21 protein-coding genes are annotated in these 26,865 nt (G+C 53.5%); 13 read left to right on the forward strand and 8 right to left on the reverse strand.

The window, feature by feature from the left end; translation table 11 throughout:
* Nucleotides 1-52 precede the first annotated feature (52 nt).
* From L4G42_RS20095 to L4G42_RS20150, 11 genes are all read left to right on the forward strand, one after another.
* The gene (locus tag L4G42_RS20095) at nucleotides 53-1,033 is read left to right on the forward strand and encodes a glycosyltransferase family 2 protein (RefSeq protein ID WP_336885889.1); all 981 of its coding nucleotides are present in this window, start codon (nucleotides 53-55) and stop codon (nucleotides 1,031-1,033) included.
* Nucleotides 1,034-1,618: 585 nt separating this feature from the next.
* Nucleotides 1,619-2,164, forward strand: a complete 546-nt coding sequence (rfbC, locus tag L4G42_RS20100) for a dTDP-4-dehydrorhamnose 3,5-epimerase (RefSeq protein ID WP_237254687.1) — start codon at nucleotides 1,619-1,621, stop codon at nucleotides 2,162-2,164.
* Complete coding sequence (locus L4G42_RS20105) at nucleotides 2,164-2,991, forward strand: ABC transporter permease (RefSeq protein ID WP_237254686.1); 828 nt, start codon at nucleotides 2,164-2,166, stop codon at nucleotides 2,989-2,991. Before rfbC ends, L4G42_RS20105 begins: the two co-directional genes overlap by 1 nt.
* A complete protein-coding gene (locus L4G42_RS20110; protein WP_237254685.1) occupies nucleotides 2,981-4,330 on the forward strand; it encodes an ABC transporter ATP-binding protein in 1,350 nt (449 codons plus the stop codon). The genes L4G42_RS20105 and L4G42_RS20110 overlap by 11 nt, the downstream gene beginning before the upstream one ends.
* Nucleotides 4,331-4,337: 7 nt before the next feature.
* A complete protein-coding gene (locus tag L4G42_RS20115) occupies nucleotides 4,338-8,951 on the forward strand; it encodes a glycosyltransferase (protein WP_237261147.1) in 4,614 nt (1,537 codons plus the stop codon).
* A gap of 48 nt (nucleotides 8,952-8,999) precedes the next feature.
* Nucleotides 9,000-10,259 (forward strand): glycosyltransferase family protein, encoded by a 1,260-nt coding sequence (locus L4G42_RS20120; protein ID WP_237254683.1) that lies wholly within the window; start codon nucleotides 9,000-9,002, stop codon nucleotides 10,257-10,259.
* Nucleotides 10,246-10,872 carry a hypothetical protein gene (locus L4G42_RS20125; protein ID WP_237254682.1) on the forward strand — a complete coding sequence of 209 codons (627 nt, stop codon included), beginning with the start codon at nucleotides 10,246-10,248 and terminating at the stop codon, nucleotides 10,870-10,872. Before L4G42_RS20120 ends, L4G42_RS20125 begins: the two co-directional genes overlap by 14 nt.
* A 13-nt stretch (nucleotides 10,873-10,885) precedes the next feature.
* A complete protein-coding gene (locus L4G42_RS20130) occupies nucleotides 10,886-11,986 on the forward strand; it encodes a DegT/DnrJ/EryC1/StrS family aminotransferase (RefSeq protein ID WP_237254681.1) in 1,101 nt (366 codons plus the stop codon).
* Complete coding sequence (locus L4G42_RS20135; RefSeq protein WP_237254693.1) at nucleotides 11,983-12,933, forward strand: glycosyltransferase family 2 protein; 951 nt, start codon at nucleotides 11,983-11,985, stop codon at nucleotides 12,931-12,933. Before L4G42_RS20130 ends, L4G42_RS20135 begins: the two co-directional genes overlap by 4 nt.
* On the forward strand, nucleotides 12,920-13,870 hold the full coding sequence (locus L4G42_RS26075; protein WP_272905124.1) for a WxcM-like domain-containing protein: 951 nt from the start codon (nucleotides 12,920-12,922) through the stop codon (nucleotides 13,868-13,870). Before L4G42_RS20135 ends, L4G42_RS26075 begins: the two co-directional genes overlap by 14 nt.
* 4 nt (nucleotides 13,871-13,874) lie before the next feature.
* On the forward strand, nucleotides 13,875-14,282 hold the full coding sequence (locus tag L4G42_RS20150) for a GtrA family protein (RefSeq protein WP_237254680.1): 408 nt from the start codon (nucleotides 13,875-13,877) through the stop codon (nucleotides 14,280-14,282).
* A 227-nt stretch (nucleotides 14,283-14,509) separates the two neighbouring features.
* Here L4G42_RS20150 and L4G42_RS20155 read toward each other — a convergent pair whose 3' ends face one another.
* The gene (locus L4G42_RS20155) at nucleotides 14,510-15,505 is read right to left on the reverse strand and encodes a radical SAM protein (protein ID WP_336885890.1); all 996 of its coding nucleotides are present in this window, start codon (nucleotides 15,503-15,505) and stop codon (nucleotides 14,510-14,512) included.
* A 694-nt stretch (nucleotides 15,506-16,199) separates the two neighbouring features.
* Between L4G42_RS20155 and L4G42_RS20160 the strand changes: the two genes are divergently transcribed.
* Nucleotides 16,200-17,621 carry a hypothetical protein gene (locus tag L4G42_RS20160; protein ID WP_237261148.1) on the forward strand — a complete coding sequence of 474 codons (1,422 nt, stop codon included), beginning with the start codon at nucleotides 16,200-16,202 and terminating at the stop codon, nucleotides 17,619-17,621.
* 463 nt (nucleotides 17,622-18,084) lie between these two features.
* The gene (locus L4G42_RS20165) at nucleotides 18,085-19,659 is read left to right on the forward strand and encodes a hypothetical protein (protein ID WP_237254678.1); all 1,575 of its coding nucleotides are present in this window, start codon (nucleotides 18,085-18,087) and stop codon (nucleotides 19,657-19,659) included.
* Nucleotides 19,660-19,978: 319 nt separating this feature from the next.
* On the opposite strand, the gene L4G42_RS20170 is transcribed toward L4G42_RS20165, so the two are convergent.
* From L4G42_RS20170 to yedA, 7 genes are all read right to left on the reverse strand, one after another.
* Entirely contained in the window at nucleotides 19,979-20,440 is a 462-nt protein-coding gene (locus L4G42_RS20170) for a hypothetical protein (RefSeq protein ID WP_237254677.1), read from the reverse strand.
* Between the two features lie 73 nt (nucleotides 20,441-20,513).
* Nucleotides 20,514-21,446 carry a glycosyltransferase gene (locus tag L4G42_RS20175; RefSeq protein ID WP_237261150.1) on the reverse strand — a complete coding sequence of 311 codons (933 nt, stop codon included), beginning with the start codon at nucleotides 21,444-21,446 and terminating at the stop codon, nucleotides 20,514-20,516.
* A 31-nt stretch (nucleotides 21,447-21,477) separates the two neighbouring features.
* Entirely contained in the window at nucleotides 21,478-22,368 is an 891-nt protein-coding gene (gene rfbA, locus L4G42_RS20180; RefSeq protein ID WP_237254675.1) for a glucose-1-phosphate thymidylyltransferase RfbA, read from the reverse strand.
* Complete coding sequence (gene rfbD / locus L4G42_RS20185; RefSeq protein WP_237254674.1) at nucleotides 22,365-23,270, reverse strand: dTDP-4-dehydrorhamnose reductase; 906 nt, start codon at nucleotides 23,268-23,270, stop codon at nucleotides 22,365-22,367. Before rfbD ends, rfbA begins: the two co-directional genes overlap by 4 nt.
* Nucleotides 23,267-24,343: a dTDP-glucose 4,6-dehydratase gene (gene rfbB, locus L4G42_RS20190; RefSeq protein WP_237254673.1), complete on the reverse strand. Its 1,077-nt coding sequence runs from the start codon at nucleotides 24,341-24,343 to the stop codon at nucleotides 23,267-23,269. The genes rfbD and rfbB overlap by 4 nt, the downstream gene beginning before the upstream one ends.
* 195 nt (nucleotides 24,344-24,538) lie before the next feature.
* Nucleotides 24,539-25,876: an RNA helicase RhlE1 gene (locus tag L4G42_RS20195; protein ID WP_237259862.1), complete on the reverse strand. Its 1,338-nt coding sequence runs from the start codon at nucleotides 25,874-25,876 to the stop codon at nucleotides 24,539-24,541.
* 60 nt (nucleotides 25,877-25,936) lie between these two features.
* Nucleotides 25,937-26,836 (reverse strand): drug/metabolite exporter YedA, encoded by a 900-nt coding sequence (yedA, locus tag L4G42_RS20200; protein WP_237259861.1) that lies wholly within the window; start codon nucleotides 26,834-26,836, stop codon nucleotides 25,937-25,939.
* Nucleotides 26,837-26,865: the final 29 nt, after the last annotated feature.

A 26,865-nucleotide genomic window follows, 5' to 3' on the forward strand; every position in this document is an offset into this window, starting at 1 on the left:
CCTGGCAAATGCCTCATCAATATTCTTAAAAACCGACGAGGCCCAGTCACCGGTGTTGAACCAGATTGAAGATCAAGGTCCGAGCGCTTCTACGCATTGTGGCGGAAAGGCTCGACCGACTATTGCCATCCTTATGTGTACATTCAACGGCGCCCGCTTTTTGAGGGAGCAACTCGACTCCTTCGAAGCACAGAGCTTCACAGACTGGGTTCTTTACATTTCTGATGACGGGTCGACAGACACAACGCTGCAAATCATCCATGAATATCAACACCGCTGGGGCACCAGGCGCCTCATTCGTCTCGATGGCCCTCGTACCGGTTTCGCCCAAAATTTTCTCTCTCTGATTCGTCGGAATGAGATAGATGCGGACTACTTCGCCTTCAGTGACCAAGACGACATTTGGTTCAGCGACAAACTCGGCAGAGCCCTATCCGTTCTTCGAGATATGGCCCCAGACACACCAAACCTTTACTGCTCCAGGACCCGCCTGATCAATGACATAGGCGGTGTCATTGGACATTCGCCTCTGTTCGACAAGCCCCCTTCCTTCCGTAATGCCCTAGTCCAAAGCCTGGCCGGGGCCAACACGATGCTCATCAATGACTCTGCTCGCCAGCTTATGGCGCAAGTGCCGCCGAGTACCTGCGTAGTCGCGCATGACTGGCTCACGTATCTCGTAGTAAGCGGGTGTGGCGGCGAAGTCCAATACGACGCTCAGCCCAGTCTGGACTACCGCCAGCACGGTAATAACCTGATCGGCTCACAGTCGACCTGGCGGGAGCGGGTCCGGAGATTGGGCGGTCTGTGGTCAGGGCAACGGCAGGCGTGGACTGACGCTAACCTTTATGTCCTGGAAATCATCAATGCGCCGCTGACGCTTGAGTCGCGGGCGACTTTGATGCACTTCGAGCGAGGACGCAGCTTGCGCTTGCCGACCCGGCTGTACGAGATAAGGAAATCAGGGGTCTACCGGCAAACCCTTGCAGGCAGCTTGAGCTTGTACCTTGCTGCATGCATGGGAAAGGTGTGACAAGTGTCGGAAATTTCCGAATTGCTACTGGCAGCTGAAATACTCTTGCAGGCGGAACGTTAAAACCTTACCTTCGCCAGCGTTTTGCTGGCACCAATAGGCCAAGAATCGCCCGGGCGGGCAGCGGTCGGCCCAGAGTCGTGATGTGATAATCTGCCGCCTGCAAGCCGCGTCATCACACGCTGCGACTTACCCAAACAGCCCGATGTACAGAACAAGTGGTGCGCTTCGCGGTCTGACGGCCATGCACAAAACCAGCACAGGATAGAAAAAAATCATTTGGCAAACCGTGATCACTTGGCCAGCGCACTCCGAAGCCCGTTCTGCAGAACACCTGCAATAACCGCTTTGTTGGATTGCATCGCAGGCTCTAGGACTAGACGCGATCCGGCACGGCCGCGACTTCTTATGCTCACTCACCGCGTGTGCCAAACAGCTCCGCCCTCATTGCGCGACGGCGTATCGAACGGGATCTTCAACGGCCCGTGCCGCTTGGCGCGCGGGGCGCATTTCGAGACAGTTTTTTATTTTCACCAGCGGAGCCGATAACCCCGGCCCTGGTCGTACATTGGAGATACAAAAGCAATGAGAGCCACCCCCCTCGCCATTCCGGACGTTGTCCTTTTCGAACCCAACGTCTTCGGTGATGAGCGCGGCTTCTTTTACGAAAGCTTCAACCAGAGGGTTTTCGAGGAGGCGGTCCGCCGTCCGGTAAGTTTCGTACAGGACAACCATTCCCGCTCGGTCAAGGGGGTGCTGCGTGGCCTGCATTATCAAATTCAGCAAGCTCAGGGCAAGCTCGTTCGAGTCACTCAGGGGGAGGTGTTTGACGTCGCTGTGGACCTACGCCGCAGCTCCCCCACATTCGGTAAATGGGTAGGCGTGCATCTGAGTGCGGCCAACCGCTCTCAACTCTGGATACCTGAGGGCTTCGCCCACGGTTTCGTTGTGCTTTCGGAAAGCGCAGAGTTCCTTTACAAAACCACTGACTATTGGGCGCCCGAGTACGAACGCAGCCTTGCCTGGGACGACCCTACCGTGGCGATTCAATGGCCGTACCTCGGTCAACCAACCTTATCGGCAAAAGACGCCGTCGCCGTGAATTTGCCTGAAGCTGAGGTGTTCCCATAGTGAACCCTCATCTCAGTCCTTCAGCGGGGCCTGTCAGCCTCGCGATCAGCCTTTGGAAAAACAGATCGTTGATCTCGCAGATGACAAAGCGAGAGGTTATCGGGCGTTACCGTGGCTCCGTCATGGGACTGACGTGGTCGTTTTTCAACCCAATCCTGATGCTGGCCGTCTACACCTTCGTGTTCTCGGAGATTTTCAAATCGCGATGGGTAGGCGTTGATACTGGCAAGGGCGGCTTCGCGATTCTGCTTTTTGTGGGGATGATCGTTCACGGTCTTTTTGCCGAATGCGCCAATCGCGCGCCTTCTCTCGTCATGAGCAACAGCAACTACGTCAAGAAGGTGGTATTTCCGCTAGAGATCCTGCCAGTTATCACTCTCGGCTCCGCGCTGTTCCATAGCTGCATTAGCCTGTTGGTTTTGCTGATCGCTCAACTCCTGATCGTGGGCACGCTGTCTTGGACCGCCTTACTGTTCCCTCTGATACTTGTACCCCTGATCCTTGCGACGCTGGGAATCAGCTGGCTACTGGCATCCTTAGGCGTTTACTTGAGAGACGTGGGCCATGTGATTACGGTCCTGACAACCGTCCTGCTGTTTCTTTCGCCTGTGCTTTATCCAGTGGCCGCACTCCCCGCCGCGTACCAGCCATGGCTAAAGCTCAACCCGCTGACGTACATCATTGAGGAAAGCCGGAGCGTGCTGCTCTTTGGTAACTTGCCAGACTGGGGCAGCCTAGCCATCGCAATTGCTGTCGGTACGCTGATCGCAACTGTCGGTTTTTGGTTTTTCCAAAAAACACGCAAAGGATTCGCTGATGTCATCTGATGAATCGGTTATCAGCGTTCGGAACGTTTCCAAATGCTTTTACAGCTATGACAAACCTCACGATCGCTTGAAGCAGGCTATCGTCCCTAGATTCCAACGCTGGGCTGGCGACCAGATCACTACTTATGGCAAAGAGTTCTGGGCGCTGCGAGACGTTAGTTTTGACGTTAGAAAAGGCGAAACCGTAGGTATCGTTGGCCGCAATGGCTCGGGGAAATCCACGCTGCTGCAAATCATCTGCGGGACTCTGACGCCGACCTTAGGCGAAATCGAAACCCGGGGCCGCATCGCTGCACTTCTGGAGCTGGGTTCAGGCTTTAACCCCGAATTTACGGGCCGTGAAAATGTGTATCTGAACGCGGCTGTGCTCGGATTGACGCGCGATGAAGTGAATGAGCGCTTTGATGCCATCGCTGGCTTTGCAGATATCGGGGAATTTCTCGACCACCCTGTTAAAACTTACTCAAGCGGTATGGCGGTTCGGCTGGCGTTCGCTGTTCAGGCACAGGTTGACCCTGAAATCCTGGTGGTGGACGAGGCGTTATCCGTTGGCGACGCACGGTTTCAGGCTAAATGCTTCGAACGCCTCAGACAGCTGAAAGAAAACGGCACCAGCATTCTGCTCGTTACCCACTCCAGCGAGCAGGTTGTGACGCACTGCAACCGCGCCATATTGCTCGAAAAAAGTCGTGTAGAGATGATTGGAAACTCACGTCCAGTCGTTAACCGGTATACCGATATTCTCTTCGGCCGAGAGAAACAGAGCGAAATTACATCAGTAGACAAAGAAGTTGAAGCGGGGTCGGCAGAGGCAACTGAAATCCCGGCGGAGGATATCTTTCTGTCTCATGATCAGGACGTCTATAGCACCAGACCTGGCTATAACCAACATGAGTACCGCTGGGGCGATGGTGCAGCGATTATGACGGACTTTCACCTAAGCGCTGCTGGCACAGCCTATCCAAGCAGCGTTGAGCCAGGCGACGACGTCACGCTGACGCTGGCATTCCGTTTTAGCCGGCAAATCATCAATCCCATATTAGGTTTCACGATCAAGACCAAAGAAGGCGTTACGGTCTACGGCACTAACTCTTATCTACTTGATTGCCAAGAAGCTAGAGACATGGGTGGAGCCGGCGCTCGAGTGCGCGCGCGACTGCAGTTCAAAAACAGACTCGCCACCGGAGATTATTTTATATCTATCGGTCTCGCCTCCAGAGAAGGCGAAGAAATTGTTCCTCATGACCGTCGATACGACTCCATTCACTTTGTCGTTGAGCCAACGCCCAGACTTTTGGGCCTGATCGATCTAGCTCTCACCATGGAAATCACCCGGTAAGCCCACGATGCATACACTAGAACAATATGGTTATACCAAAGACAGCGCTACTGGCGTGTGGGTGCGCTCTGATTTCCAAGGGATTGCCTACAGCGACGGCGATGATGCTGAAACGGAGTTAGCGAAGATCATTCGCGAAGCTGATGACGTTTCGGTCTTATCCGATGAATTACCGCAGTACTGCACTGATTGGGCAAAGCTCTACCATCTAAGCGCCACGCGGGGAAACATTCTTCGTCCATTCGAGCACGTGCTCGAAGGTCGTGTTCTGGAAATCGGCGCAGGCTGCGGAGCCATTAGCCGTTATCTGGGTGAATGTGGAGCCGACCTGCTTTGCCTGGAAGGGAGCCCGCGCAGAGCAGCCATAGCGGCAAGTCGGACACGTGACTTGCCCAATGTGACCGTACTCGCCGAACGCTTTGACGACTTCAAGGTAGAGGAAAAATTCGACGTAGTGACCCTAATCGGGGTCCTTGAATACGCGAGCATGTTCAGCAGCGCGCCAGATCCGGCGCTCGCTATGTTGATGCGGATCAAGGAGTTGTTGAAGCCTGACGGTCATCTTTTCATCGCCATTGAAAATCAGCTGGGTCTGAAATATTTCGCAGGCGCTCCAGAAGACCATGTTGGCGTGACCATGTACGGTATTGAAGGCCGTTATGAACATGGTCAACCAAAGACCTTCGGCAAAAACGAACTTGAAAGGCTTATCGCGTCAGCCGGGTTCGCAACGTCAGAGTTTCTGGCTCCAAGTCCTGACTACAAGCTACCTAATTCGATCATTACCGAGTCCGGCTTCGAGTGCACTGGCTTTGACGCAGCCGCACTAGCTTGGCAGAACGTGAAGAAAGACCCCCAACTGCCGGAAGCAACCACATTCAACCTTGAAAAAGCTTGGCCTGTAGTCGTTAACAATCGACTGGGCATGGACCTTGCGAATTCGTTCCTGGTTGTCGCTGCCTGCCAAACGAGCGAGCCGTTGGCGAAGAACATTCTCGCTTATCACTACAGCACCGGCAGGAGGACCCGTTATTGCAAGGAATCACTATTCGTCAACACACCGGAGGGCATCCAGGTCGAGTACAGGAAACTGGGCAAGGCTGGGAACCATCCAGTTGAAGAAGAGCCGGGGAATTCCTTCAGATACGTGCTGCCCAGGATCGATACCTATGTAAGTGGCAAGGTTCTGAGCCTTGAGTTTCTGGACATCGCCGCACGCCGAGACTGGAACATCGAGAGTTTCGTGCCGTTTTTGAATGAATATATCCTCGCGCTCAAAAGCCTGCTCGCAGATGATGGAGCCAGCCAGGACCTAAGCACCGTACATTCCGTGCTTCCAGGAAAATATATAGATGCGGTCCCACAAAACATTGTCATCACCGCGGACGGCACTCCACAGCTGATCGACGTCGAATGGGAAATGATGGACGGCGTGGAACTTGGCCATCTGTTGATGCGCGCGCTTTTGTTGCTTATGGCAGCCGCCAACCCTTTCTACCCAAGCGCAGCATCGTTCAGCAGGCAAGAATTTGTCACCCAGTTACTAGCAAGCGCCGGGCTGAACATCGAATCGGAAGACTGTGAACGATACATCGCTATGGAAGCTGTGTTTCAAGAGAAAGTGACGGGAGCCAAGGCCGACCAGTTTCTGAACTGGGCGCCCGAAGCCCAGATTCACAAGGTGGGTGGAGCGAAAGAAGCGCCACCTACATCTGCGACCTTATACATCAGCGACGATGACGGTGATTTTTCAGAGCAGTCGGCGTTTCACCAAAAAGTAGAGTACGGGAAGCAGCGCGTCAGATTCTCCCTTCCGCACCAGCTGTCAGCATCCGGGAAGCTACGTTTCGACCCAGTGAATCAGCGGCAAGGGTTTTCCATTGATGCCATCACGGTATACTCTCGCTCCAAACCGGTCTGGGAATGGCAGGGTGACATCAAGGAACCGCTTGTCGCTAGGTTCGCTATAAAGATTGCCCAGGTCGGCGATGACACGCTTTATCTAGCGCTAAGTGACGACCCTAGCATAGCGCTTCCCCTCAACGGGGAAACGCTCCAGGGCACCGACTCGCTTGAGCTGGAAGTAAGCCTCACTATATTCACGGAAGAGCAGCTGGCTCACGAGATCAATGTGCTGAATGAATCTGGACTCCTCGGTCCACACGCAGACTTGCAAAGCAAACTCGACCTCATCGTCGGCTCGAACAAAGAAATCGCAGATGCCCTGGAGTTTGTAAAAGCCTCAGTGAGCAGCACCGGCACCATAAGCGAGCTGAACCAATCGCTGCTCGAGAAGGAAAGAAAACTACGCGAGCTGAATGATGAGCGTCAGCGGATGGTTCAGGAGCACGAATCGCAGATTCAGGTGCTGACTGATCAAAAGCACCTGGAGTTACAGGCCAAGGACCTGCAGGTACAAGAGCTAATCGGCTCGAAAGCTTTGGACAATGCCAATTCAGAGGAGGAGCGTCTTCAAATCATCGAAACGCTGAGCGACCAAATCACTCTGAAGGATGAAGCGCTTCAAGCCACCCTGGATAAATGGCAGGAATCGCTTTCCGAAAAAGACGTTCACATCCGAAATCTGGAAGAGCAGCTTCGCGTACAGCAGGTCGAGAAAGACACACATATCCATAATCTCAACCTGCACCTTATAGCCATCCAGTCGTCTGCGAGCTGGAAAGCAATGGGCCCTGCCCGCAAAGCCAAGAGAATCGCTCGTCGCCTGAAGAAAGCGACCTCTCTTTTGCCTTCTGTCATACGTCGGGGCGGCGGATTGAAAAATACAATCCGCAAGGCCATTGCCGTTTGGCGCCAGCAGGGCACCGCAGGACTGATAGCCCGAGTCCGCTGGGTGGCAGGAGCGAGCAATTTTGAATTCGTGGGTCAGGAGACCCGCGAGGTTCTGAACCGTCATGACTATTCGACTTGGGTTAAGTACTACGACACCATCGATGATAATGCTCGCTGGAGGATCAGTGAGGAAATCCGTAAGTGGAAGTCTAGACCGCTGATCTCGATTATCATGCCTGTGTATAACCCTCCGCTCTCTATGTTACGTGAGGCCGTCGACAGCATCAGCTCGCAGTTGTACAAAGAGTGGGAGCTGTGCATCGCTGACGACGCATCATCTGATCCTGAGGTCATTGCGTATCTCAAAGCTTTGCAGAAGCAGGATCGGCGCTTCAAAGTGGTGTTCCGCAACGAAAACGGTCACATCTCCAATGCCAGCAATTCCGCATTGGAGATGGCATCAGGTAGCTTCATCGCGCTGATGGACAACGACGACTTGCTTCCGGAAAACGCGCTCTATTGGGTAGCGCGAGCCATTCACGACAATCCTGATGTCGGGCTCATCTACTCCGATGAAGACAAGATCGACAATTCGGGCCAGCGTAGTTCGCCTTACTTCAAGTCTGACTGGAATGAGTTCCTGTTCCGCTCGCAAAATATGGTTTGCCACTTGGGCGTTTATAAGCTCGATTTGGTGAAGCACGTAGGCGGGTTCCGCCCAGGCTTTGAAGGCGCACAGGATTACGATCTCGCTTTGCGTTGCGCAGAGCATTTGCAGCGTGACCAGATCGTTCACATCCCTCGAGTCCTCTACCACTGGCGGATTCACGCTGGCAGCACAGCCCTCGGAGGCGGTGAAAAGCCATACGCAGCATTGGCCGGTGTGAAGGCGCTGGATGAGCATCTGCAACGCAAAGGCAACATCGGTATCACCGAGCTCCTTCCGATGGGCATGTATCGCGTGCGCTATACGCAGCCTACCGTAGCCCCGCTAGTTTCGTTGATTATCCCTACGCGTAACGCATATGCGCTCGTCAAGCAGTGCATCGACAGCATCGAACAATTAACGACGTATCCTAATTACGAGATCATTCTCATCGATAACGGATCTGACGATCCGGTGTCGCTGGAGTACTTCACGAAGCTTGATCAGCAGGAAAACATCCGCGTAATGCGTGATGACGGCCCGTTCAATTACTCAGCGCTCAATAATAAGGCTGTAGAGCTGGCACGCGGTGAGCTGGTCGGACTTGTGAATAATGATATTGAAGTCATCACCCCTGAATGGCTTGATGAGATGGTGTCAATCGCTCTTCAACCCAATGTAGGCGCGGTGGGTGCACGTCTCTGGTACCCCGACAACCGTTTGCAGCACGGTGGTGTGGTCGTAGGCGTTGGCGGAGTGGCTGGCCACTCTCATAAGTATCTGCCGAAGGGTGATTATGGTTACTTCTGCCGGGCGTCGCTCATTCAGGAGTTTTCCGCCGTCACTGCAGCCTGTCTGATCATCAAAAAATCAATCTTCGAGCAGGTCAACGGTCTGGATGAGGAAAACCTCAAGATCGCCTTCAATGATGTTGATTTTTGCCTACGGGTGCAGGAGGCGGGCTACATCAACGTCTGGACCCCTTTCGCTGAGTTGTACCATCACGAGTCAGCAACCCGAGGCCTGGAAGATACGCCCGAGAAGAAAGAGCGGTTTTCCAAAGAGGTGCTGCACATTCAGGCGCGCTGGCCCAAAATTCAGGAAGACTACACGTACAATCCAAATCTTACACTTGATCACGAGGACTTCGGCTTGGCGTGGCCTCCGAGAGTCAAGATATAAATAAAGATTTTCAAACTTTACAGGGCTTCTATAGTGCTTCAGTCACAGATGACCGACAGTTCCCCTGGACTAAATGACTTCCGCTGCCAGCTTTTGCTGGCGGCATTTTATTTAATCTTGGTTTGTGCTTGGTCGATAGGGATCGCATTCAATGGCGCACCTGATGAATCGACTCATTTTTTCCTGTTGGAATTTTTGAATAAATTCCACACGCTACCGTCCGCCGTGGAGCCTCGAGAGCCGTTGCTTGGTTTGATTTCAGGGCGGACATGGCAACCCGGCGAATTCTGGTATCACGGGCTTCCTTTCCCGCACGTGCTAGGTGCCTGGATCACGACAAAAATCAGCGCGTGGTTTCTGCCTGCCGACGTACTCTACATAGGGGCTAGGAGTTTCAACTGGATCTTGGGTGGGGTTTTCATTACTTCACTGTTTCGCACTGCGCGCTCCCTTGGTTCTCCTCTTCTAATTTCGGCGTTAATCGCGACCTGCATTTCACTAATACCACAAGTGACCTTTGTATTTTCGTACTTCAACAGCGACGCCTATGGGCTGACCAGCATTGCCCTTTTATTGAGCACATCGGTTAGTTTCATAAATTCACCGACGCGGAAAAGGGCGCTCTACCTAGGCCTCGCCATCGGGATGATGCTGATGACAAAACTATATTTTTTACCGGCACTTGTATTTGTGGTGGTTAATCTCTTGACTAACAGAGCATTCAAAAATGAGCGCCTGTTTGTGCACTTACCTACATCGATTATTGCTGCCAGCGTGGTAGCAGCCCCGATGCTGCTGCTTGTTTATTCAAGCTATGGAGAGATATCGGGGGTCTCTGGGCAGATCGACTTCGTAAAAATGCATAAGACCAATCCTGCAGCAGGCTTTGGCACCTGCTATATTTTTTGCGGAGGTCAAACGCTCAATTACAGCAACCTACTCCCCTGGCTGGGCTTGACACTCAGAAGCTATTTCTCTGTTACAGGGTGGATGAATATTTTTATTCCCAGTGTTTACTACACTCTGGCCGCCTCAATATTCTTACTGGCAGTGTTAGCCTCGCTGTACCAAGCCACGCGAATGGCAAAGTCAGAGTCAAGTAAAGACATGGTGGTGAACTTCATCCTCCCGGTCGTCATGATTTTGGGACTGTATCCAGCCATGATCCTCTTGAGCCTCATTGCGTCGCAGAACTCTCTTCCACAGCCTCAAGGTAGATACCTGTTTGTCACCATTCCTTTCCTCGCCTTCCTGTTATCCATAACGACCCAACGCATACTGGAGAGGAAAGACAATGAGCATGCGTAGCTATAAGTCTCTCGCGTTAAAAAAGAGAATTGCCGTAATCCTGCTGCTCATTTTTCTTTTTCTCGCCGCAGCCAACTTGGCCACGTGGAAGGCAAACATAACTTCACCATCCAATGTCCAGAACTCCGTCTTGGGGCGCCTCGCTCAGGAGGCTCTGGCTGCAGGCGACAACTCTACGGCCGATCTGGGACTGACGCTGAGTGAGGCGGACCTCGTCGATCGTACGATTATTCCCCCGATTGAACACGCCACTCTACTTTTGCCAGCGGCGAGCAACACCGCAATAGTCGGCAGCATTGATGAAATCAGAAGAACAGATAAAGGCTGGGCGGTAAGGGGCTGGAGCTTTCCGACCGACCCCGGCGAGCGCCCGGAATTCTTGATCGCGAGTCAGAGCGGCAAGGTTATCGGCGCACTCAGGTTCAATCAAAAGCGGCCCGACGTCGTGAAGGCTCTGGGGCGACAAGACGCGTTGCTCTCTGGCTTTTCGGGCCAGATCACTACCGCGACGAAGCCAGCGGACTGTAGTATCACGCTTTCTACTTTAAGCTCTTCTCTTAAGCTTTACCCAATGCCTGACGCGTGTGAAAAAGCCGCTCACCCTATTCCCTGATTTCGGACATACCATGGAAAATATTGTTCTTTTCTCCGCCACCAAGGCAAACGCAGGCATCGACTTCGTCTCGCCTCTTAAAAAAGTCTTGGATAGCCACTGGTACATTCTCGGTAACGAAGTAAAACTTTTTGAGGAAGAATTCGCGAGCTATGTGGGTGTTGAGCATTGCGTGAGCGTCGCAAACGGCTCGGAAGCGCTGGAGTTGGCGCTTCGCGGGCTAGGTGTGGAGCAAGGCAACCGCGTCGTAGCGATCGCCAATGCAGGCTTCTATAGCAGTACTGCGATCCACGCGATCGGCGCAGAACCAGTGTATGTCGACGTTGACGCTGAGACACTGACCATGTGTCCCAAGGCATTAGCGTCAGTCATTGATACCAAACCAGCAGCAATCATCGTCACCCATCTGTACGGCCAACTGGCAAACATCGAAGAGATCGTGCGCATTGCATCGGCCGCAGGTGTGCCAGTGCTGGAAGACTGCGCTCAATCCCATGGGGCTCGCCGTAATGGCAAGCAGGCAGGCAGCTTCGGAAACATCGCCTGCTTTAGCTTTTACCCCACCAAGAACCTCGGTGCTCTGGGCGATGGCGGTGCTGTTGTCACTCGTGACGATCAGCTCGCCGCTCGCATTCGACAGTTACGTCAGTATGGCTGGTCACAAAAGTATGAAGTCGCAATTCCTGGTGGCCGTAATAGCCGACTGGATGAAATGCAAGCTGCAATACTGCGCGTGAAACTACCCCTCCTCGACGAGTGGAATGCCCAGCGCCGCTCAATTGCTCAACGGTACAACACCGCATTCGCCTCGCTGGATATGCAACTGCCGTCCTCCACCGCTGAAGACTACGTTGCCCATCTGTACGTGGTACGCCTCAACAATCGCGCGAAATTCGCCGCGTCACTGAAAGAAAAATCGATCAACACCGATATTCACTATCCGATCGCCGACCATCGACAACCTGCGTACCACGCTTCAGCCACAAATTCTCTCGCTGTCACAGAGCAGGCTTGCGACACCGTGATTTCGCTGCCTTGCTACCCAGGCCTTACGGATGAGGAAGTGGATCGCGTCATTGAGGCAGTAACGGCTTACTTCTCAAAGGAGCAATAATTTTGCTGACGCTGGTCATCCCCGTCTACCGCAACGAGAGCAACTTGCCGGATCTGCTGCTTGCGATATCGGCTCTCAACGGAGAGCTGAACAATGATCTGGAAATCGTGTTCGTCGTCGACGGCAGTCCCGACCGCTGCTACGAGATTCTGCGGGCAGAGCTGCCGCTGCAGCCATTCCGCTCCAAGCTCATCTTGCTATCTCGCAACTTCGGCTCATTCATGGCCATTCGCACCGGATTGCAAAACGGCAGTGGCGATCGATTTGCGGTAATGGCTGCGGATCTGCAAGAGCCGCCAGAGTTGGTTCTGGAAATGAACAGCGTTCTGTTGCGTCAGGACATCGACGTTGTGGTGGGCGTACGTGAAGGCCGTCAAGATCCTTGGGCGACCCGCACGGCTTCGAAAATCTTCTGGGGCTTATATCGCCGGTATGTGATCCCGGAAATCCCGCCTGGCGGCGTTGACATGTTTGCGTGCAACAAGGCATTTAGAGACACGTTGCTCACTCTGGATGAACGTCACAGTTCTTTGATTGCACAGATTTTCTGGTTAGGGTATCGCCGCGAAGTTGTCACCTACACCCGCCAAGAGCGAGTCCACGGTAAGTCGGCCTGGACATTACGCAAGAAAGTCAATTATCTGATGGACAGTGTCTTTTCATTCACTGATTTGCCCATCAGACTGCTCACCCGCGTAGGTGCCTTCGGATCTGCGTTGGCGGCGCTATTTGGCGTTTTCACCTTGATTGCCAAGCTAGATGGCATGATTGAAGTACCTGGCTACGCGATGATAATGCTCGCGATCACCTTTTTGGGCTGCCTGAATCTCTTGGGACTCGGCATCGTTGGCTCTTATGCGTGGCGCACTTACGAGAATACAAAGAACCGGCCGTTGGCGATTCCAATGCGGGTTGAAGATTTTGGAGACAGGCATGAGCAATACTAGGGATTTCTTCGTCCATAGCCACGCGCTGTGCGAATCGGAAAAAATTGGCAAGGACAGCCGGGTGTGGGCGTTTGCTCACATATTGCCTGGCGCCACACTGGGCAGCGAGTGCAACGTTTGCGATAACGTTTTCATAGAAAACGATGTGATCATCGGCGACCGAGTGACGTTGAAGTGCGGCGTGCAAGTCTGGGATGGCATCACAATTGAGGACGATGTCTTTATCGGCCCTAACGCCACCTTCACCAATGACCTCTTTCCTCGCAGCAAGGTATATCCAGAGACATTCGCTCGCACGATCATCAGGCGTGGTGCTTCACTGGGCGCTAACTGCACTATTCTGCCCGGTATTACCATCGGCATAAACGCGATGGTGGGCGCTGGCGCCGTTGTCACCCGTTCAGTGCCGCCTAATGCAATCGTGGTTGGCAATCCCGCCAAGATCATCGGGTATGTTGACGCCAAGCCTGTTACCGCCAGTGTTGAAGGCATGCAGCAGGCAGATAAACCCGGTTCACTTCAAACATCCGTGAAAGGCGTCACGCTGCACACGATGAACGAAGTTGCTGACATGCGCGGGAGTTTGTCAGCGGGAGAGTTCGAGCGCTCAGTGCCTTTCAAGACAGAACGCTACTTTCTGGTCTATGACGTACCTACCGCTGAAACGCGCGGGGAGCACGCACACTGCATTTGTCATCAGTTCCTGGTTGCGGTCAAGGGTTCCGTCCACGTCGTAGCAGACGACGGGGTAAATCGAGAAGAGTTCGTGCTAGACAAGCCAAACGCCGGCATTCACTTACCACCAATGACATGGGGCATTCAGTACCGCTACTCTGCTGACGCCGTGCTGATGGTCTTCGCATCCCACTATTATGATGCGGATGACTACATTCGGAATTACGACGACTTCAAGTCACTGATTCAACAAAGTAGTTAACCAGATGCTTAATCTGGCTCTATCTAAGCTCATGAAATTGGACTTTGCCCGGTTTTTAGTTTCGGGCGGTTTCAACACCGCCCTTACTTATGGAATCTATCTATTACTGCTATTGCTCATACCATATACGGCCAGCTACACCATATCCTATGCAGTAGGCATATTGCTTGCGTATATTTTGAATAGATTTTTCGTATTCAAAAGTCATCGCGGCTTGCAATCGGCCCTGCTCTTACCGCTGATTTACGGGATACAGTATGGTCTAAGCATGCTGATACTTTGGTGTTGGGTGGAAAAATTCGGTCTCGATGAAAGGCTTGCGCCAATTACTGCGATTGTAATCACACTTCCCATTACTTATATTTTTTCGAAAATTGCCTTTTCCGATAAAGCAAAAAAAATTGCAGATTAAAAAAGTCTACATCTCTGAAGCATATGGCCTTCGGCGTTAGCGGACAGTGTTTCAGAGGGCCAGCAGCTAATGGTTTCAATGGACAAGGGCCAGCCCAACACCGTCATCAAAGGTAGTGGCGTCGCAAGACTGCTCTGTACCCGCGGTTTGACATCGTGTAGCCGATTCTTCCTTATGTAGTCTAAGCTTCCTCATGCCGTGGCGTGCCCGCCGGAGTGATAACGCTTCTACGGTAGACTGTTCCGTTCTATCAGCGGCGTAGAGGTGTCTACTGAATTCGACCATCGCAGCGGCAAGGTTTTGTTTTCCCAAGTCACAGATTTCCCTTCACTGTGTGTTCTGACAAACTGCAAGCGGTCTACCCCAAGGCCGAGTGCTATTTCTTCAGCAAGTTTGATTTCGTCCTCGGTGTCATTGTGAGTGAACAATATGTATTTCCATACAACAAACTGTTTTCTGTTTGCCTCTTTAGCGTTTCTGGTGAAATTGAGCGCAGTGTTTAAGGCACCTCCGATTCTATATTTCTCATAACTTTGCTGGGTGGCACCATCAATTGAAACCATTATTTCGTCGATGAACGTACCGTCGAGTTTTGCTCGGTAGTCATTATTTCCGTTCGTAATAAGACGCTGCTTCCCAACCGGATAGGCCTTACGTGTCGCTTCCACAATCTTCTTGAAATTCGGATGATCCAGGGGCTCGCCCTGGCCACAATACTCAATATTGTGTACGACGTATCCCTCAGACAAAAGTCCGTTAAGTAGATTTTGAAGCTGATTAAGTTCCAAGGTATGAGGCCCCGGACGCTGTCTTATCTGTTTTGATCTGGAACACCCGGGACAGGCAAGCGCACAGGCGAGAGTTGGCTCTATTTGAAAGTAAGATATTACCTTAGATCGTAAATGATTGTCGGGAGGGTCTGAGGGCCGGTTAAGCGCACAATGATTGCAAATTCTGCTCCAAGGCATGCTCTGAGAATTGAATGCTTCTTCGATAGCAAGGTATTTCTCGTTGGTAAAAATCTCCGTGGGCGAAAACTTGCTATTTCTTGGCACCCACCCCAAGTTTATTTGTTCACCAAAATCATCGTCACATGGAATTTCACCATTTGCCCGCAGGTACAGGGATCTAAGGATTCGACAAGGCACTGTATTATTCCCCTTGGACAGACTTTGTAATGAGATCCATGGACCTTCTACCTCAAGCGGTCCTGCCTCAAGCATAGCGGAGGTATTATCGGGTGCAAATATTTACCTGCGCGAGCAAAAATATAGCCATGAGTAGGGCCGCCATGCCGCCGCTCGATGTTCCAAAAATTCGTTGTGGCGTTCTTTTTGACGAAAGTCATGACGGGGCACAGAACAAGGGGCGCGCGTGCTGGCAAGCAGACAACGGGTAGGCTATGGAATCTGTCAGGGACGTTACGGTTACCGTAGCGGGGCAGTTCCGTAGTCGCGTGAGCGACGGCAACTGTGATGCAGGTGGTCAGGGCTCCGGGGGGGTCCACCAGAAGGTGTACCAGTTCTGATACTGGAACAGATGCAGCCCGAAAGGCCAGTTTTCTAAGCTAAAGACAACCGCCAAGGCCCTGCGTGTGGGTACAACGCATACCAGAACGGCTACCGCTTGCGTAGCAATCACCTCGCCACGACTTGTCCCTACGGTCGTCGGCGCGGGTGCGGATAGTCCATCCAAAGGCCGCTATTCCGGCCAGTCTTTCCCTGCGGTCGTAGCTTGGACGTGCGCTTAAGATAGTCGCGATCTTCTTTAATTACAGTCATCATTTTCTCCACGTCAAAATCCCTGCCGGGGTAAGACTTAATATTAGGATAAGAATTTTAATACCGTCGGAATGCTGATAGCATCCGAACTGAAATTGAGACAATTCCTCAGTACGGCAACTAGGGACGTGCAGCAATGCGATTGACCATCGACAAGTTAATACGCAACCACTTATTGAGACCAGTTACAAGTGATAACCTGACCTTATCTTTCGTTGTGTCAGCTCTAATATTTCTCATGGCCCAGACAGTTACAGATGCCCATGACTTTAGGGGAGACGCAAGATTATATTGGTCTCTAAGCTCCACGATATGGGACCTTTCATTCCCTCAAACGGTTCGAGGATATGTTTACCCATTACTGCTCTCGCCGGCCCGTGCACTATTCGACAGGAATATTGATGCGGGGCCTACGCTCTTAAAGCTATGCCATTCAATCATCTATGGCTATTTCTTCGCCGTAACCCTTCCAAATTTATATACAAAAATTATTGGCGGTACTACCTCAGTCGCAAAAAGAGTAACACTCGCTTTGATAGTATCTATAATTTTTCCAGGGCTGGTCTCTTATCCGCTAAGTGATGCTCCATCTTTTGCTCTGACGGTATACTCAATGAGTTGCGTGCTTTTAGCATACGACAAGAAAACGGTGACCAAGAAAATGGCTTACCTGATGATGGCTGGTTTGCTTTCATATGCGGCCTACAACACGAGAACAATTTATATATTTTCGTTCGCCGCGATGGCGGTGGCAGTGGTGGCGATAACGATAGGGAACACATGGGTAAAAACCATATGTCTTCTAGCTTTTCTTTCTGGTAGCCTCATCGGCGCCGCACCGCAAATGGTCATTAACAAGAAATACAATGACAATTTTTCGCCACTTATAACTACAGGACTTCAAGGGGACTCACTGTATGTCTCGCAGCTTATGTGGGGCTTGATAGTTGACAGGTACGAAACCTACATTGAAAAGGGAAAAGCTGGAGGAACGCCAGTATTCTACGCTAACAGCAGAGGTATCGAAATATTAAAGGAGAAGGGTGTTGATCTAACAAGCCCACGCCTCTCTGACTACGTTGACATAGCCTTGAAACACCCTGCAGACTTATTAACTATCTATCTGCGCCACACAGCTTCGGCCCTTGATGCCCGCGATGGCGACGTCTACACAACCACGCCTTCTTATAATAAGTCTATACGGTCATTTATGTATTTGATGATCGTTACGCTTGGGCTTACGCAGCTGGCAAGATCGTTGATCTCAAATAAGACCATATCCCATAACCGATACAAAGTGATGTGGCTAGCAACGCTAACGCTTCCATGCTTTGCAAGCATACCTGGAGCTGTAGAAACACGATTTTTCTTTCCTATCTTTTGCTTAGCATATTGCTCTCTATCACTGGAATCGGTCGCTCACGGAAAGCTAAATACTAACAAGTGGCAAGCGCTAATTGCTGCACTACTGCTCACATCGATATTCATATTTGTTCAAAAATCAGTTTCGAATCCAATTCATGAAAGGCCTGAATCCTATATCCAAACGGTTGAATAGCACTCTGACAACGCCGAGAGGGCTTAGCGTGGCGAGCAGTTACCATCACCGCCAACGCTCCTGTAGGCCGGCCCAGATGGCCGAGGCTACGCGGGCCGAGAGTACGGAGTGGCTAACTAAAACAACTCTAATTTAAAGCTGCCGAAAAAAGCCCGCGCACTGGCGCCCTGTGGTGCTGCACTGTCGTGTTTCCGCGGCATGGGCGGGATGCTGTGTGCCAGCTTCAGCACGCCCACTTCGGCGCGGAGCTCCCTGAGAGCCCACATCAGATTGGTGATTCGAGCGATGGGTTCAAACTGCAGAGATCTAGATAGCGGTCGTCGTTAGCGGCATCCTGTTCGCAACTGGCGAGCGGATTAACTGAAAGCACTCTGTAAAGCCAACTTCTAGCGCTGTTGTACTACCGCGATCTCTCGCAAATTGGCATAGTGCACAGCCATAACGGTGTGAAACGGAACGAGATATGACGGACGCTGCAAGAGACCATGCCTTAAAATATCTGGCGCTTATGACATTGTCTGTCTTGTTCGTCATGGCTAATTTCTGGTGGCAAGGCCACGACGGCTTCAACCTCTGGGATGAAGGCTATCTCTGGTACGGCGCGAAGCAGATCGTAGCAGGGGAGATACCTCTGAGAGACTTCATGGCGTACGACCCAGGCAGGTACTACTGGTCAGCCAGCTACTTCATGCTTTCAGGGGACACGGGGATTATTTCCCTAAGAACATCAGTTGCTGTATTCCAAGTGCTTGGATTATATGCTGGGCTATGGACTATTTCCTCAGCACTGCGAAAAGGCAACTGCTACAACATCTTATATTTGTGTATTGCTGCCGTCACGCTCATGGCATGGGCATATCCGCGCCACAAAATATTTGATATTTCCATATCTATGATCATTGTGGCCGGACTTACCTATCTTCTGCAGGGCCCATCAGCAAGACGATATTTCTTGCTTGGCGCTGTAGTAGGATTTGCCGCCGTCTTCGGTCGCAACCACGGAGTCTATGGAGCGCTTGCTAGTTTTCTCGCCTTTGTTTGGTTACGGGCCGGTGCGCCTGCGAGTAGGAGTCTTTGGCACGGCGTAGGAGTCTGGGCGGCTGGCGTGATTGTTGGTTATATGCCTGTGCTCGCAATGTGCGCATTCGTGCCTGGGTACCTTGACGCTTTTATGGACACCATTGTCTTCATGCTGCAGCAGGGTAATACCAATCTTCCACTCCCTATACCTTGGCCTTGGACGGTAGGTTTTGGAACAGCCGGGGTCTTTATCGAGACACGCTGGTTTCTGATTGGTACGTGCTTCATCGCGCTTATAGCGTTCGGGGTTGGCGCGCTAGTCTGGATATTTAATCAGAAGCTGCGAGGACGCTATGTTCGACCCGAACTGGTCGCCGCCATCTGTAGCGGTCTGCCCTATTCTCATTACGCATTCGCTCGGGCAGATGTAGGCCATCTCGCTCAAGGTATATATCCGTTACTCTTGGGCACGTTCATAATGCTCGCCGCTGGCAGGTCTCGGTTTATCAGGTGGTTTTCAGTAATAGCTATTGCCTTCCTGAGCGTATTTATCCTCGCCGACTGGCAGCCTGGGGTCTTGGCACGTACAAAACCAGGCTGGGAGAAAGTTACCGTTTCCGGATCGACACTCTCCATGGATCCCAGTACCGCTGAGGCCGTAAAACTCCTCAGAGATCTAACGGCCCGCTATGCCCAGAATGGCAGGCCTATGCTGGTGTTACCGTTTTGGCCTGGAGCCTATCCACTGCTTGATCGGCAGGCGCCACTTTGGGAGATCTATGCGTTGTCACCTCGCGATGAAAAATTTCAGCGCGCTGAAATTGAACGTATTAAGAAAGCTGATCCCGGCTACGTTCTAGTATTCGATATGCCGATGGACGGGCGCGAAGAACTAAGATATTCCAATTCACATCCTATAATTGATGATTACATTCGCTCTCACTTTGAAGTGATCACCAATTCGGTTGGCGGCGCTCTACTGACGTATAAATCGGTCGATGCTGGCGAAACGCAATAGCAAGCGCAGTGCAGCATGCCATCGGATACTTCATGGTGAAATCCCGAGACTGGACTGGCGCTCAGGCAAAGCTCAAGGCTTCACGTACAGGAAGAGGCCTTGACATTCACCGGCGCGCTACGAGGTCGCTAGTGCGCGGCTTCCCGCCCGTACCACACGCGGTCACTGGTGTTATACCTGCCAAAGGCCTGCTGCTTGACGCCCCGCAGCACCAGCCTGCGCTTTTGGGCTGTAGCGCGCGCTGAACTCTCTTCAATTCTCAGGACCTTGATTGCGGGGTGATGCCATACGCGATCTAAACATAGGTGCCAACTGTCTACTATTGAACTACCAAGACTTTTTTTGGCTGGCACACCAGCAGCGAGTTTCCGTCTGGTATTTCTAAAATGATGCCATAGCCGCCTGGTTCAAGCTTCGAAAGATCTGCTCTAAAGTTGAAACCCGTCTTGAGGAGCTTATCGTTGTTATAAGCCTTAACAACGTCCGGGCGGTCTGTCATGGTCGGGCCGTCAAACGTATAGGGAACTCCGGCAGCTCCGGTCAAGCGCAGTCTCAATTTTTCGGGCGATATCCTCTTTGATGCGTCAATTGCCCATCCGGCAAAAACCACTGTGTCCCGATGAACATAGACTGTGGCGTCAGGTTTGCCGCCAATGACATCGAGCGAGCAAAGATCCGTGGAATAGTGGGTGACGTTCTTATTCTCGACTTTGCCATCGCACCCTGCGATAACCGTCAAACCAATAGCCAGTACACTGATTGTCGCTAAAGTTTTATGCATACTATTTCCCGACCTTGAATGTGGTTGAAATTGCTCAGCTCCAGAGCCTTCGCGCCTTAAGACTGTAAGTAACCTATACCGCACGCTTCTTCAGTCTGGAGCTGAGAAGCTTCGCCACTAGATAGAGAGCGGGAAAAATGAGCTGATCACGACGTTTTCGCCGACAGCTGCGAGCCATTTGAAAGATCTGCCCCCATTTCACACGCATGAACGAATAGTCATCCGAAAGTCTTTTCACATCTTTTAAAGCCAGCGAGCGAGTCAGCTCTATTTGCTCATACCACCAGCCGTCGACTATTCGACGAATTCTTGAAATGCCGGATTTAATTCCAGAATTCACCCCAACATGATTATTCGCATGTTGCCGATAATCCATCCCCGGCACCGGATCAATAAACCACTTAAACCCATGACTCCGCGCATAGGCGTAGCAAAACCAGTCATGCAAGGCTACGCCCTGCACCCTCTCCCACTCATCCACGATCAGCTTCTTGAACCCTGATGCCAGCGCAGGCTTGAGCACATACGTGCATCCCGGCCCCGCTGCTTCGAAGAGGTAATCCCATTGCACTTGGGGCTGGGCCTTGTCGACAAGCATTCTTCGGCCATTGGGCCAGAACGCGACGACGTTGCTGGAGTAACCATCGATATGGTCCGAGCGCAGTGTTGCAATCGCACGCTCAAGCTTGTCGGGGTACCAGATGTCGTCCTGGTCGGAGAAGGACACGAAGTCGTATGCGCTGAAGTCTACGTCGCGTATCAATCGGAAAAAGTTACGCGCGGCACCTTTGAATGGCCCGGCAGGCGGAAGTAACGTGACGTTCGGGTGGCTTAGGGCGTAGTTGGCGCACCAGCTTTCAGTGCCATCGGCCGAGGGGTCGATGCTGATGTAGATGCTGACGTGGACATTGGTCTGCGCAAGGATCGAGGCCAGTTGCTCCTCTATCCACGACATCCCGTTGTAGGCGGCCAACAGCACAGCGACTTCAGGTAATTCAAAAGACATGCTGTTGGCAGCCTGTTTGGTCAAAGGTCTATCAAGCGACGCCGTGGTCCAGCATCTTCTGCAGGTATTGGCCGTATCCGGTTTTCTTCAGCTTATTGGCTTGGGATGCAACCTGTTCTTTGGTGATCCAGCCGTTGGTGTACCCGATCTCTTCCAGGCACGCCACTTTCCAGCCTTGGCGCTGTTCGATGGTGTGCACGAAGTGGCTGGCTTCTAGCAGCGACTCGTGGGTGCCAGTGTCTAGCCAAGCGAAACCGCGACCCAGCATCTGTACCGTCAGGCTCTTCTGCTCAAGGTAGGCGCGGTTCACGTCTGTGATTTCAAGCTCGCCGCGCTCGGACGGTTTGATGCTCTTCGCAATCTCAACAACCTGGTTGTCGTAGAAATACAAACCGGTCACCGCATAGCTTGATTTCGGCGCTGCGGGTTTTTCTTCGATGCTCAGTGCTCGGCCGTCCTTGTCGAACTCGACGACACCAAAACGCTCCGGGTCGTTGACGTGGTAGCCAAACACGGTTGCGCCTTCAGTCTGCTCGCCCGCAGCGCGCAGGTTGTCCGAGAAGTGTTGGCCGTAGAAGATGTTGTCGCCCAGAATCAGGCAGCAAGGGTCTTTACCAATAAACTCTTCGCCAATGATGAAGGCTTGGGCCAGACCATCCGGGCTCGGTTGCTCGGCGTAGGTCAGCTCGATGCCGTACTGGCTACCGTCACCCAGCAGTTTCCGGAAGCTGGGCAGATCTTCCGGTGTAGAGATGATCAGGATCTCACGCATGCCTGCCAGCATCAAAACCGACAGCGGGTAGAAAATCATCGGTTTATCGTAGATCGGCAGCATTTGCTTGGAAACGCCCAGGGTCAGCGGATGCAGACGCGTGCCCGAACCGCCGGCCAGAATGATTCCTTTACGATTGGTCGTGTTCATTTGTTAAGAGCTTCCATAAGCATGCGGGTTACGCCACTTTGCCAGTCCGGCAAGTGTAGAGAAAAGGTGTCGCGAAGCTTGTCCGTCGCAAGACGGGAATTCAACGGACGGCTGGCGGGTGTCGGGTATGCGGTGGTCGGAATTGGATCAATATTCTCGACCGCCAGGATTTCACCATTAGCACGCGCGAAGTCAATGACGTAGCTCGCGTAGGCGTGCCAGGACGTCTCGCCTGCGGGCGCCAGATGATAAATGCCACAGAGCGCCGGATTCACCAGCGCTTTCTGCAACGCGGCGACTGCCACATCAGCCAGCAAATCGGCGCCTGTCGGCACGCCAATCTGATCAGCAATCACGTTAAGCGATGCCCGATCTTTTGCCAGACGCAGCATGGCTTTTGCGAAGTTATTGCCACGCGCGGCATACACCCAGCTGGTGCGGAATATCAGATGCTTGCAGCCCGAAGCGACAATCAACTGCTCGCCTTCCAGCTTGGTGGCGCCGTAGTAGTTAACGGGCGCGACTGCGTCAGTTTCCTTCCAGGGTGCCATGCCGCTGCCGTCGAACACGTAGTCGGTCGAGTAGTGCACCAGCAGCGCGTCGAGGCGCTTTGCTTCCTCGGCCATCACCTGGCTGGCCAATGCGTTGATCGTATGTGCCAGCTCCTGTTCGGTTTCGGCTTTGTCCACTGCGGTGTAAGCAGCAGCATTGACGATGACCTGCGGCGACACGCTGCGAATGGCTTCGCGCAGACCAGCGAGGTCCGACAAATCGCCAACCAGCGTGCCATAGGGAGTGGCAGCCGGATGGCGATCAAGCGCAATGACCTCACCTAACACGCTCAACGCGCGCTGCAGCTCCCAACCGACTTGGCCGTTCTTACCGAGCAGGAGAATCTTCATGCCTTGTCATCGCGCGCAGCGTAGTTCTTGTCGATCCACTGCTGGTAGCTGCCACTTTTGACGTGCGCAACCCACTCAGGATTATCGAGGTACCACTGCACAGTCTTGCGGATGCCGGACTCGAAGGTTTCTTCAGGCACCCAGCCCAGCTCGCGCTGAATCTTGCTGGCATCGATCGCGTAACGCAGATCGTGGCCAGGACGGTCTTGAACGTAGGTCAGCAGTTCGACGTGAGGGCGAAACGCTGAATCAGGACGCATCTCGTCAAGCAATGCACACACGGTGCGGACGACTTCGATGTTCTGCTTCTCGTTGTGGCCGCCAATGTTGTAGGTCTCCCCTACCTCGCCTTCGGTGACGACTTTGTACAACGCACGGGCGTGATCTTCAACGAACAGCCAGTCGCGGATCTGGTCGCCTTTGCCATAGATCGGCAGCGGTTTGCCTTCCAGTGCATTGAGGATGACCAGAGGGATCAGCTTTTCAGGGAAGTGGAATGGTCCGTAGTTGTTCGAGCAGTTTGTGACCAGTGTCGGCAAGCCGTAAGTACGGGCCCAGGCGCGAACGAGGTGGTCGGAGCTTGCCTTGCTGGCCGAGTACGGGGAGCTTGGCTGGTAAGGGGTAGTTTCTGTGAAGAGGTCTTCCGGCCCGTGGAGGTCGCCGTACACTTCGTCAGTCGATATATGGTGAAAACGGAAGGCCGCCTTCCGGGCCTGGTCCAACGCTGACCAATAACCGCGTGCAGCTTCAAGCAACACGTAAGTGCCGATGATGTTGGTCTGTATGAACTCGGACGGCCCGCTGATGGAGCGGTCTACATGGGACTCGGCCGCCAAGTGCATCACAGTGTCAGGTTGATGTTCGCGGAACACGCGATCAAGGTCTTCGCGGTTGCAGATGTCGACGTGCTCGAAGGCATAACGATCGTTCTGGTCAACTGTCTGCAGCGACTCGAGGTTACCCGCGTAAGTCAACTTATCAACGTTGACGACCGAATCGGTGGTGTTGGCAATGATGTGCCGTACGACTGCTGAGCCGATGAAGCCTGCGCCGCCAGTAACTAAGATCTTCACGCGAATTTCATACCCTGATTGTTGGCAACTTTGCACGCTGCCGGGTCCATGGAAAGCGAGGTTGACAGAGAATGGTCAGCCTCTTGTGCGAATTGACTGTCGGATACGTCTGAACATAGGTGCCGACGATCAACGAAATGAACAGACCGCATTTTAGCGCCAACGTCCATTATTACTAAAGGGTATTAAAAGCCATTACGGCTTGCGCTTGCGCGGCCCAGTGTTAAACACCGGTACTTTGCGCACTGGCTTGATGGCCGGCACTTCTGCCGCCGCTTCCCCACTATCGACCCACTTGCCCAGATTGCGTTTGCCGCCCCCACCACCGCTTTTCGGTTTCTTGGGTTTTTTCGGTTTCTTCAGAACCTGCCCAGTCGCGTCGGTGGCCGGCACGCGGTGTTCCGGGATGAAGTCAGGCTCTTCGCGGCGCTGCAGGGTTTGGCGGGTGAGCATTTCGATGGCGCTGAGCAGGTCGACTTCGTCGGCGCACACCAGGGAGATCGCTTCACCGGTTTGGCCCGCGCGGCCCGTTCGACCAATGCGATGGATGTAGTCCTCGGCAACGATCGGCAGGTCAAGGTTGACCACGGTCGGCAGGTCGTCGATGTCCAGACCGCGAGCAGCAACGTCGGTCGCGACGAGGATCTGCACGTCACCGCTCTTGAAGCGATCCAGCGCGCGCTGGCGAGTGGCCTGGGGTTTGTCGCCGTGAATGCCGTCTGCGTTGAGGCTCAGGCCTTGCAGCCGATCCACCAACTGGTCGACGCCGACGCGGGTTTTCGCGAACACCAGCACCTGACCCCAGCGATGCTTCTTGAGCAGATGAATGAACAGCTCGCTTTTGCGCTTCTTGTCGACGGTGACAATCCACTGCTTCACCGACGAGGCCGCCACGTTGCGCGGGCTGGCTTCGATGGTCAGCGGGTTGTCGAGCATCTGCCCGGCCAGCGCGCGGATCGCATCGGAGAAGGTGGCGGAGAACAGCAACGTTTGCCGGCGCTTGGGCAGTGCGGCGTAGATGTCGCGCAGCTCTTCGGAGAAGCCAAGATCGAGCATGCGATCGGCTTCGTCGAGTATCAGGGTCTGCAGCTGGGAGAACTTCACGGCGTTCTGGCGGTACAGGTCGAGCAAACGGCCAGGCGTGGCGACCAGCACGTCAACGCCTCGGCGCAGCTTCATCATCTGCGGGTTGATGCTGACGCCGCCGTAAGCCGCGTAGGTGGTCAGCGGTAAGTGCTCGGCGTATTGGGCGATGGCTTCGTGAACCTGCTCGGCCAGTTCGCGGGTCGGCACCAGCACCAGCGCGCGCACGGAGTTGGCGGCGACTTTCGGGCCTTCCATGGTCAGGCGTTGCAGCAATGGCAGCGCGAAACCTGCGGTCTTGCCGGTGCCGGTCTGGGCGGCGGCCATGAGGTCGCGGCCTTCGAGCACGGGCGGAATCGCCTGGGCCTGAACGGGGGTGGGAGTCTGGTAGCCCAGTGTTTCGAGGGCGCGCAGCAGGGGTTCGATCAGGCCGAGGGAGGCGAATGTCATTTCAGTACCGTTGGAAAAAGGTCAGCGCACAAGAGTCTGTAGAAGACAATGGCGCGCAGTTTACCCTTTCTGCAACGGTTTCTGCTTGCGCCACTGCGGCAGGCCGATGAGCACGACGGCGCTGATGATCACCGCCATCGCTGCACCTTCCGCCCAGCCGATGTGTTCGCCAGCGAACAATACGCCCAGCAACACCGCCACCGCCGGGTTGACGTAGCAATAGCTGGTCGCGGCGGCGGGCCGCACGCTCTTCAGCAGGTACATGTAGGAGCTGAACGCGACGATGGAGCCGAACACCACCAGATACGCCATCACCAGCCAGCCGGACAGGCCGGGGGATTGGGTCATGCGTTCGCCGCTCAGGAAGCTGCCGAGCAGCAGCACCGCGCCGGCTACCAGCATTTCGCAGGCGCTGGCCATCGGTCCGGCGGGCAATGGCAGGTAGCGGCTCCACACCGAACCGAACGCCCAAGTCGCGGCGGCGAAGATCACCAGCGCGGCGCCCATGGGACTGGCCTGCAAATTCGAGCCGAGGTTGAGCAACGAGATACCGACAAGGCCGAGCAGGATGCCGGCCCATTCCAGCCCGGTATTGCGATGGCCCCAGATCAGGCCGAACAGCAAGGTGAACAATGGCACCACGGCCACCGCCAACGCTGCGACACCGGAGGCAACGCCAGCGTGTTCCGCCAGAGTGACGCCGCCATTGCCGCAGGCGAGCAGCAGGAAGCCGATCATCCCTGCGGATTTCCACTGTTTCCAGGTGGGCATCGGCGCGCCACGAAAGCGCATGAAGGCAAACAGGATGGAGCCGGCGATGGTGAAGCGCACCCCGGCCATCATGAGCGGAGGCCAGGTTTCGATACCGATGCGGATGGCCAGATAGGTTGAGCCCCAGATCACATAAAGCGCGAAAAAGGCTCCGATGAGCAGCAGGGGGAAACGGCGGGCGGCAGGCATGAAAGGCTCTAGTACAGTCGTTTATTGTG

Source organism: Pseudomonas petrae, from assembly GCF_021728295.1.
Lineage (GTDB): Bacteria > Pseudomonadota > Gammaproteobacteria > Pseudomonadales > Pseudomonadaceae > Aquipseudomonas > Aquipseudomonas petrae.

What these genes read in the sequence shown, in the direction of transcription:
- rfbC (WP_237254687.1), top strand. Translation starts at nt 1,619, where the DNA reads ATGAGAGCCACCCCCCTCGCCATTCCGGACGTTGTCCTTTTCGAACCC.
- L4G42_RS20110 (WP_237254685.1), top strand. Translation starts at nt 2,981, where the DNA reads ATGTCATCTGATGAATCGGTTATCAGCGTTCGGAACGTTTCCAAATGC.
- L4G42_RS20115 (WP_237261147.1), top strand. Translation starts at nt 4,338, where the DNA reads ATGCATACACTAGAACAATATGGTTATACCAAAGACAGCGCTACTGGC.
- L4G42_RS20120 (WP_237254683.1), top strand. Translation starts at nt 9,000, where the DNA reads ATGACCGACAGTTCCCCTGGACTAAATGACTTCCGCTGCCAGCTTTTG.
- L4G42_RS20125 (WP_237254682.1), top strand. Translation starts at nt 10,246, where the DNA reads ATGAGCATGCGTAGCTATAAGTCTCTCGCGTTAAAAAAGAGAATTGCC.
- L4G42_RS20130 (WP_237254681.1), top strand. Translation starts at nt 10,886, where the DNA reads ATGGAAAATATTGTTCTTTTCTCCGCCACCAAGGCAAACGCAGGCATC.
- L4G42_RS26075 (WP_272905124.1), top strand. Translation starts at nt 12,920, where the DNA reads ATGAGCAATACTAGGGATTTCTTCGTCCATAGCCACGCGCTGTGCGAA.
- L4G42_RS20150 (WP_237254680.1), top strand. Translation starts at nt 13,875, where the DNA reads ATGCTTAATCTGGCTCTATCTAAGCTCATGAAATTGGACTTTGCCCGG.
- L4G42_RS20155 (WP_336885890.1), bottom strand. Translation starts at nt 15,505, where the DNA reads ATGCTTGAGGCAGGACCGCTTGAGGTAGAAGGTCCATGGATCTCATTA.
- L4G42_RS20160 (WP_237261148.1), top strand. Translation starts at nt 16,200, where the DNA reads ATGCGATTGACCATCGACAAGTTAATACGCAACCACTTATTGAGACCA.
- L4G42_RS20165 (WP_237254678.1), top strand. Translation starts at nt 18,085, where the DNA reads ATGACGGACGCTGCAAGAGACCATGCCTTAAAATATCTGGCGCTTATG.
- L4G42_RS20170 (WP_237254677.1), bottom strand. Translation starts at nt 20,440, where the DNA reads ATGCATAAAACTTTAGCGACAATCAGTGTACTGGCTATTGGTTTGACG.
- L4G42_RS20175 (WP_237261150.1), bottom strand. Translation starts at nt 21,446, where the DNA reads ATGTCTTTTGAATTACCTGAAGTCGCTGTGCTGTTGGCCGCCTACAAC.
- rfbA (WP_237254675.1), bottom strand. Translation starts at nt 22,368, where the DNA reads ATGAACACGACCAATCGTAAAGGAATCATTCTGGCCGGCGGTTCGGGC.
- rfbD (WP_237254674.1), bottom strand. Translation starts at nt 23,270, where the DNA reads ATGAAGATTCTCCTGCTCGGTAAGAACGGCCAAGTCGGTTGGGAGCTG.
- L4G42_RS20195 (WP_237259862.1), bottom strand. Translation starts at nt 25,876, where the DNA reads ATGACATTCGCCTCCCTCGGCCTGATCGAACCCCTGCTGCGCGCCCTC.
- yedA (WP_237259861.1), bottom strand. Translation starts at nt 26,836, where the DNA reads ATGCCTGCCGCCCGCCGTTTCCCCCTGCTGCTCATCGGAGCCTTTTTC.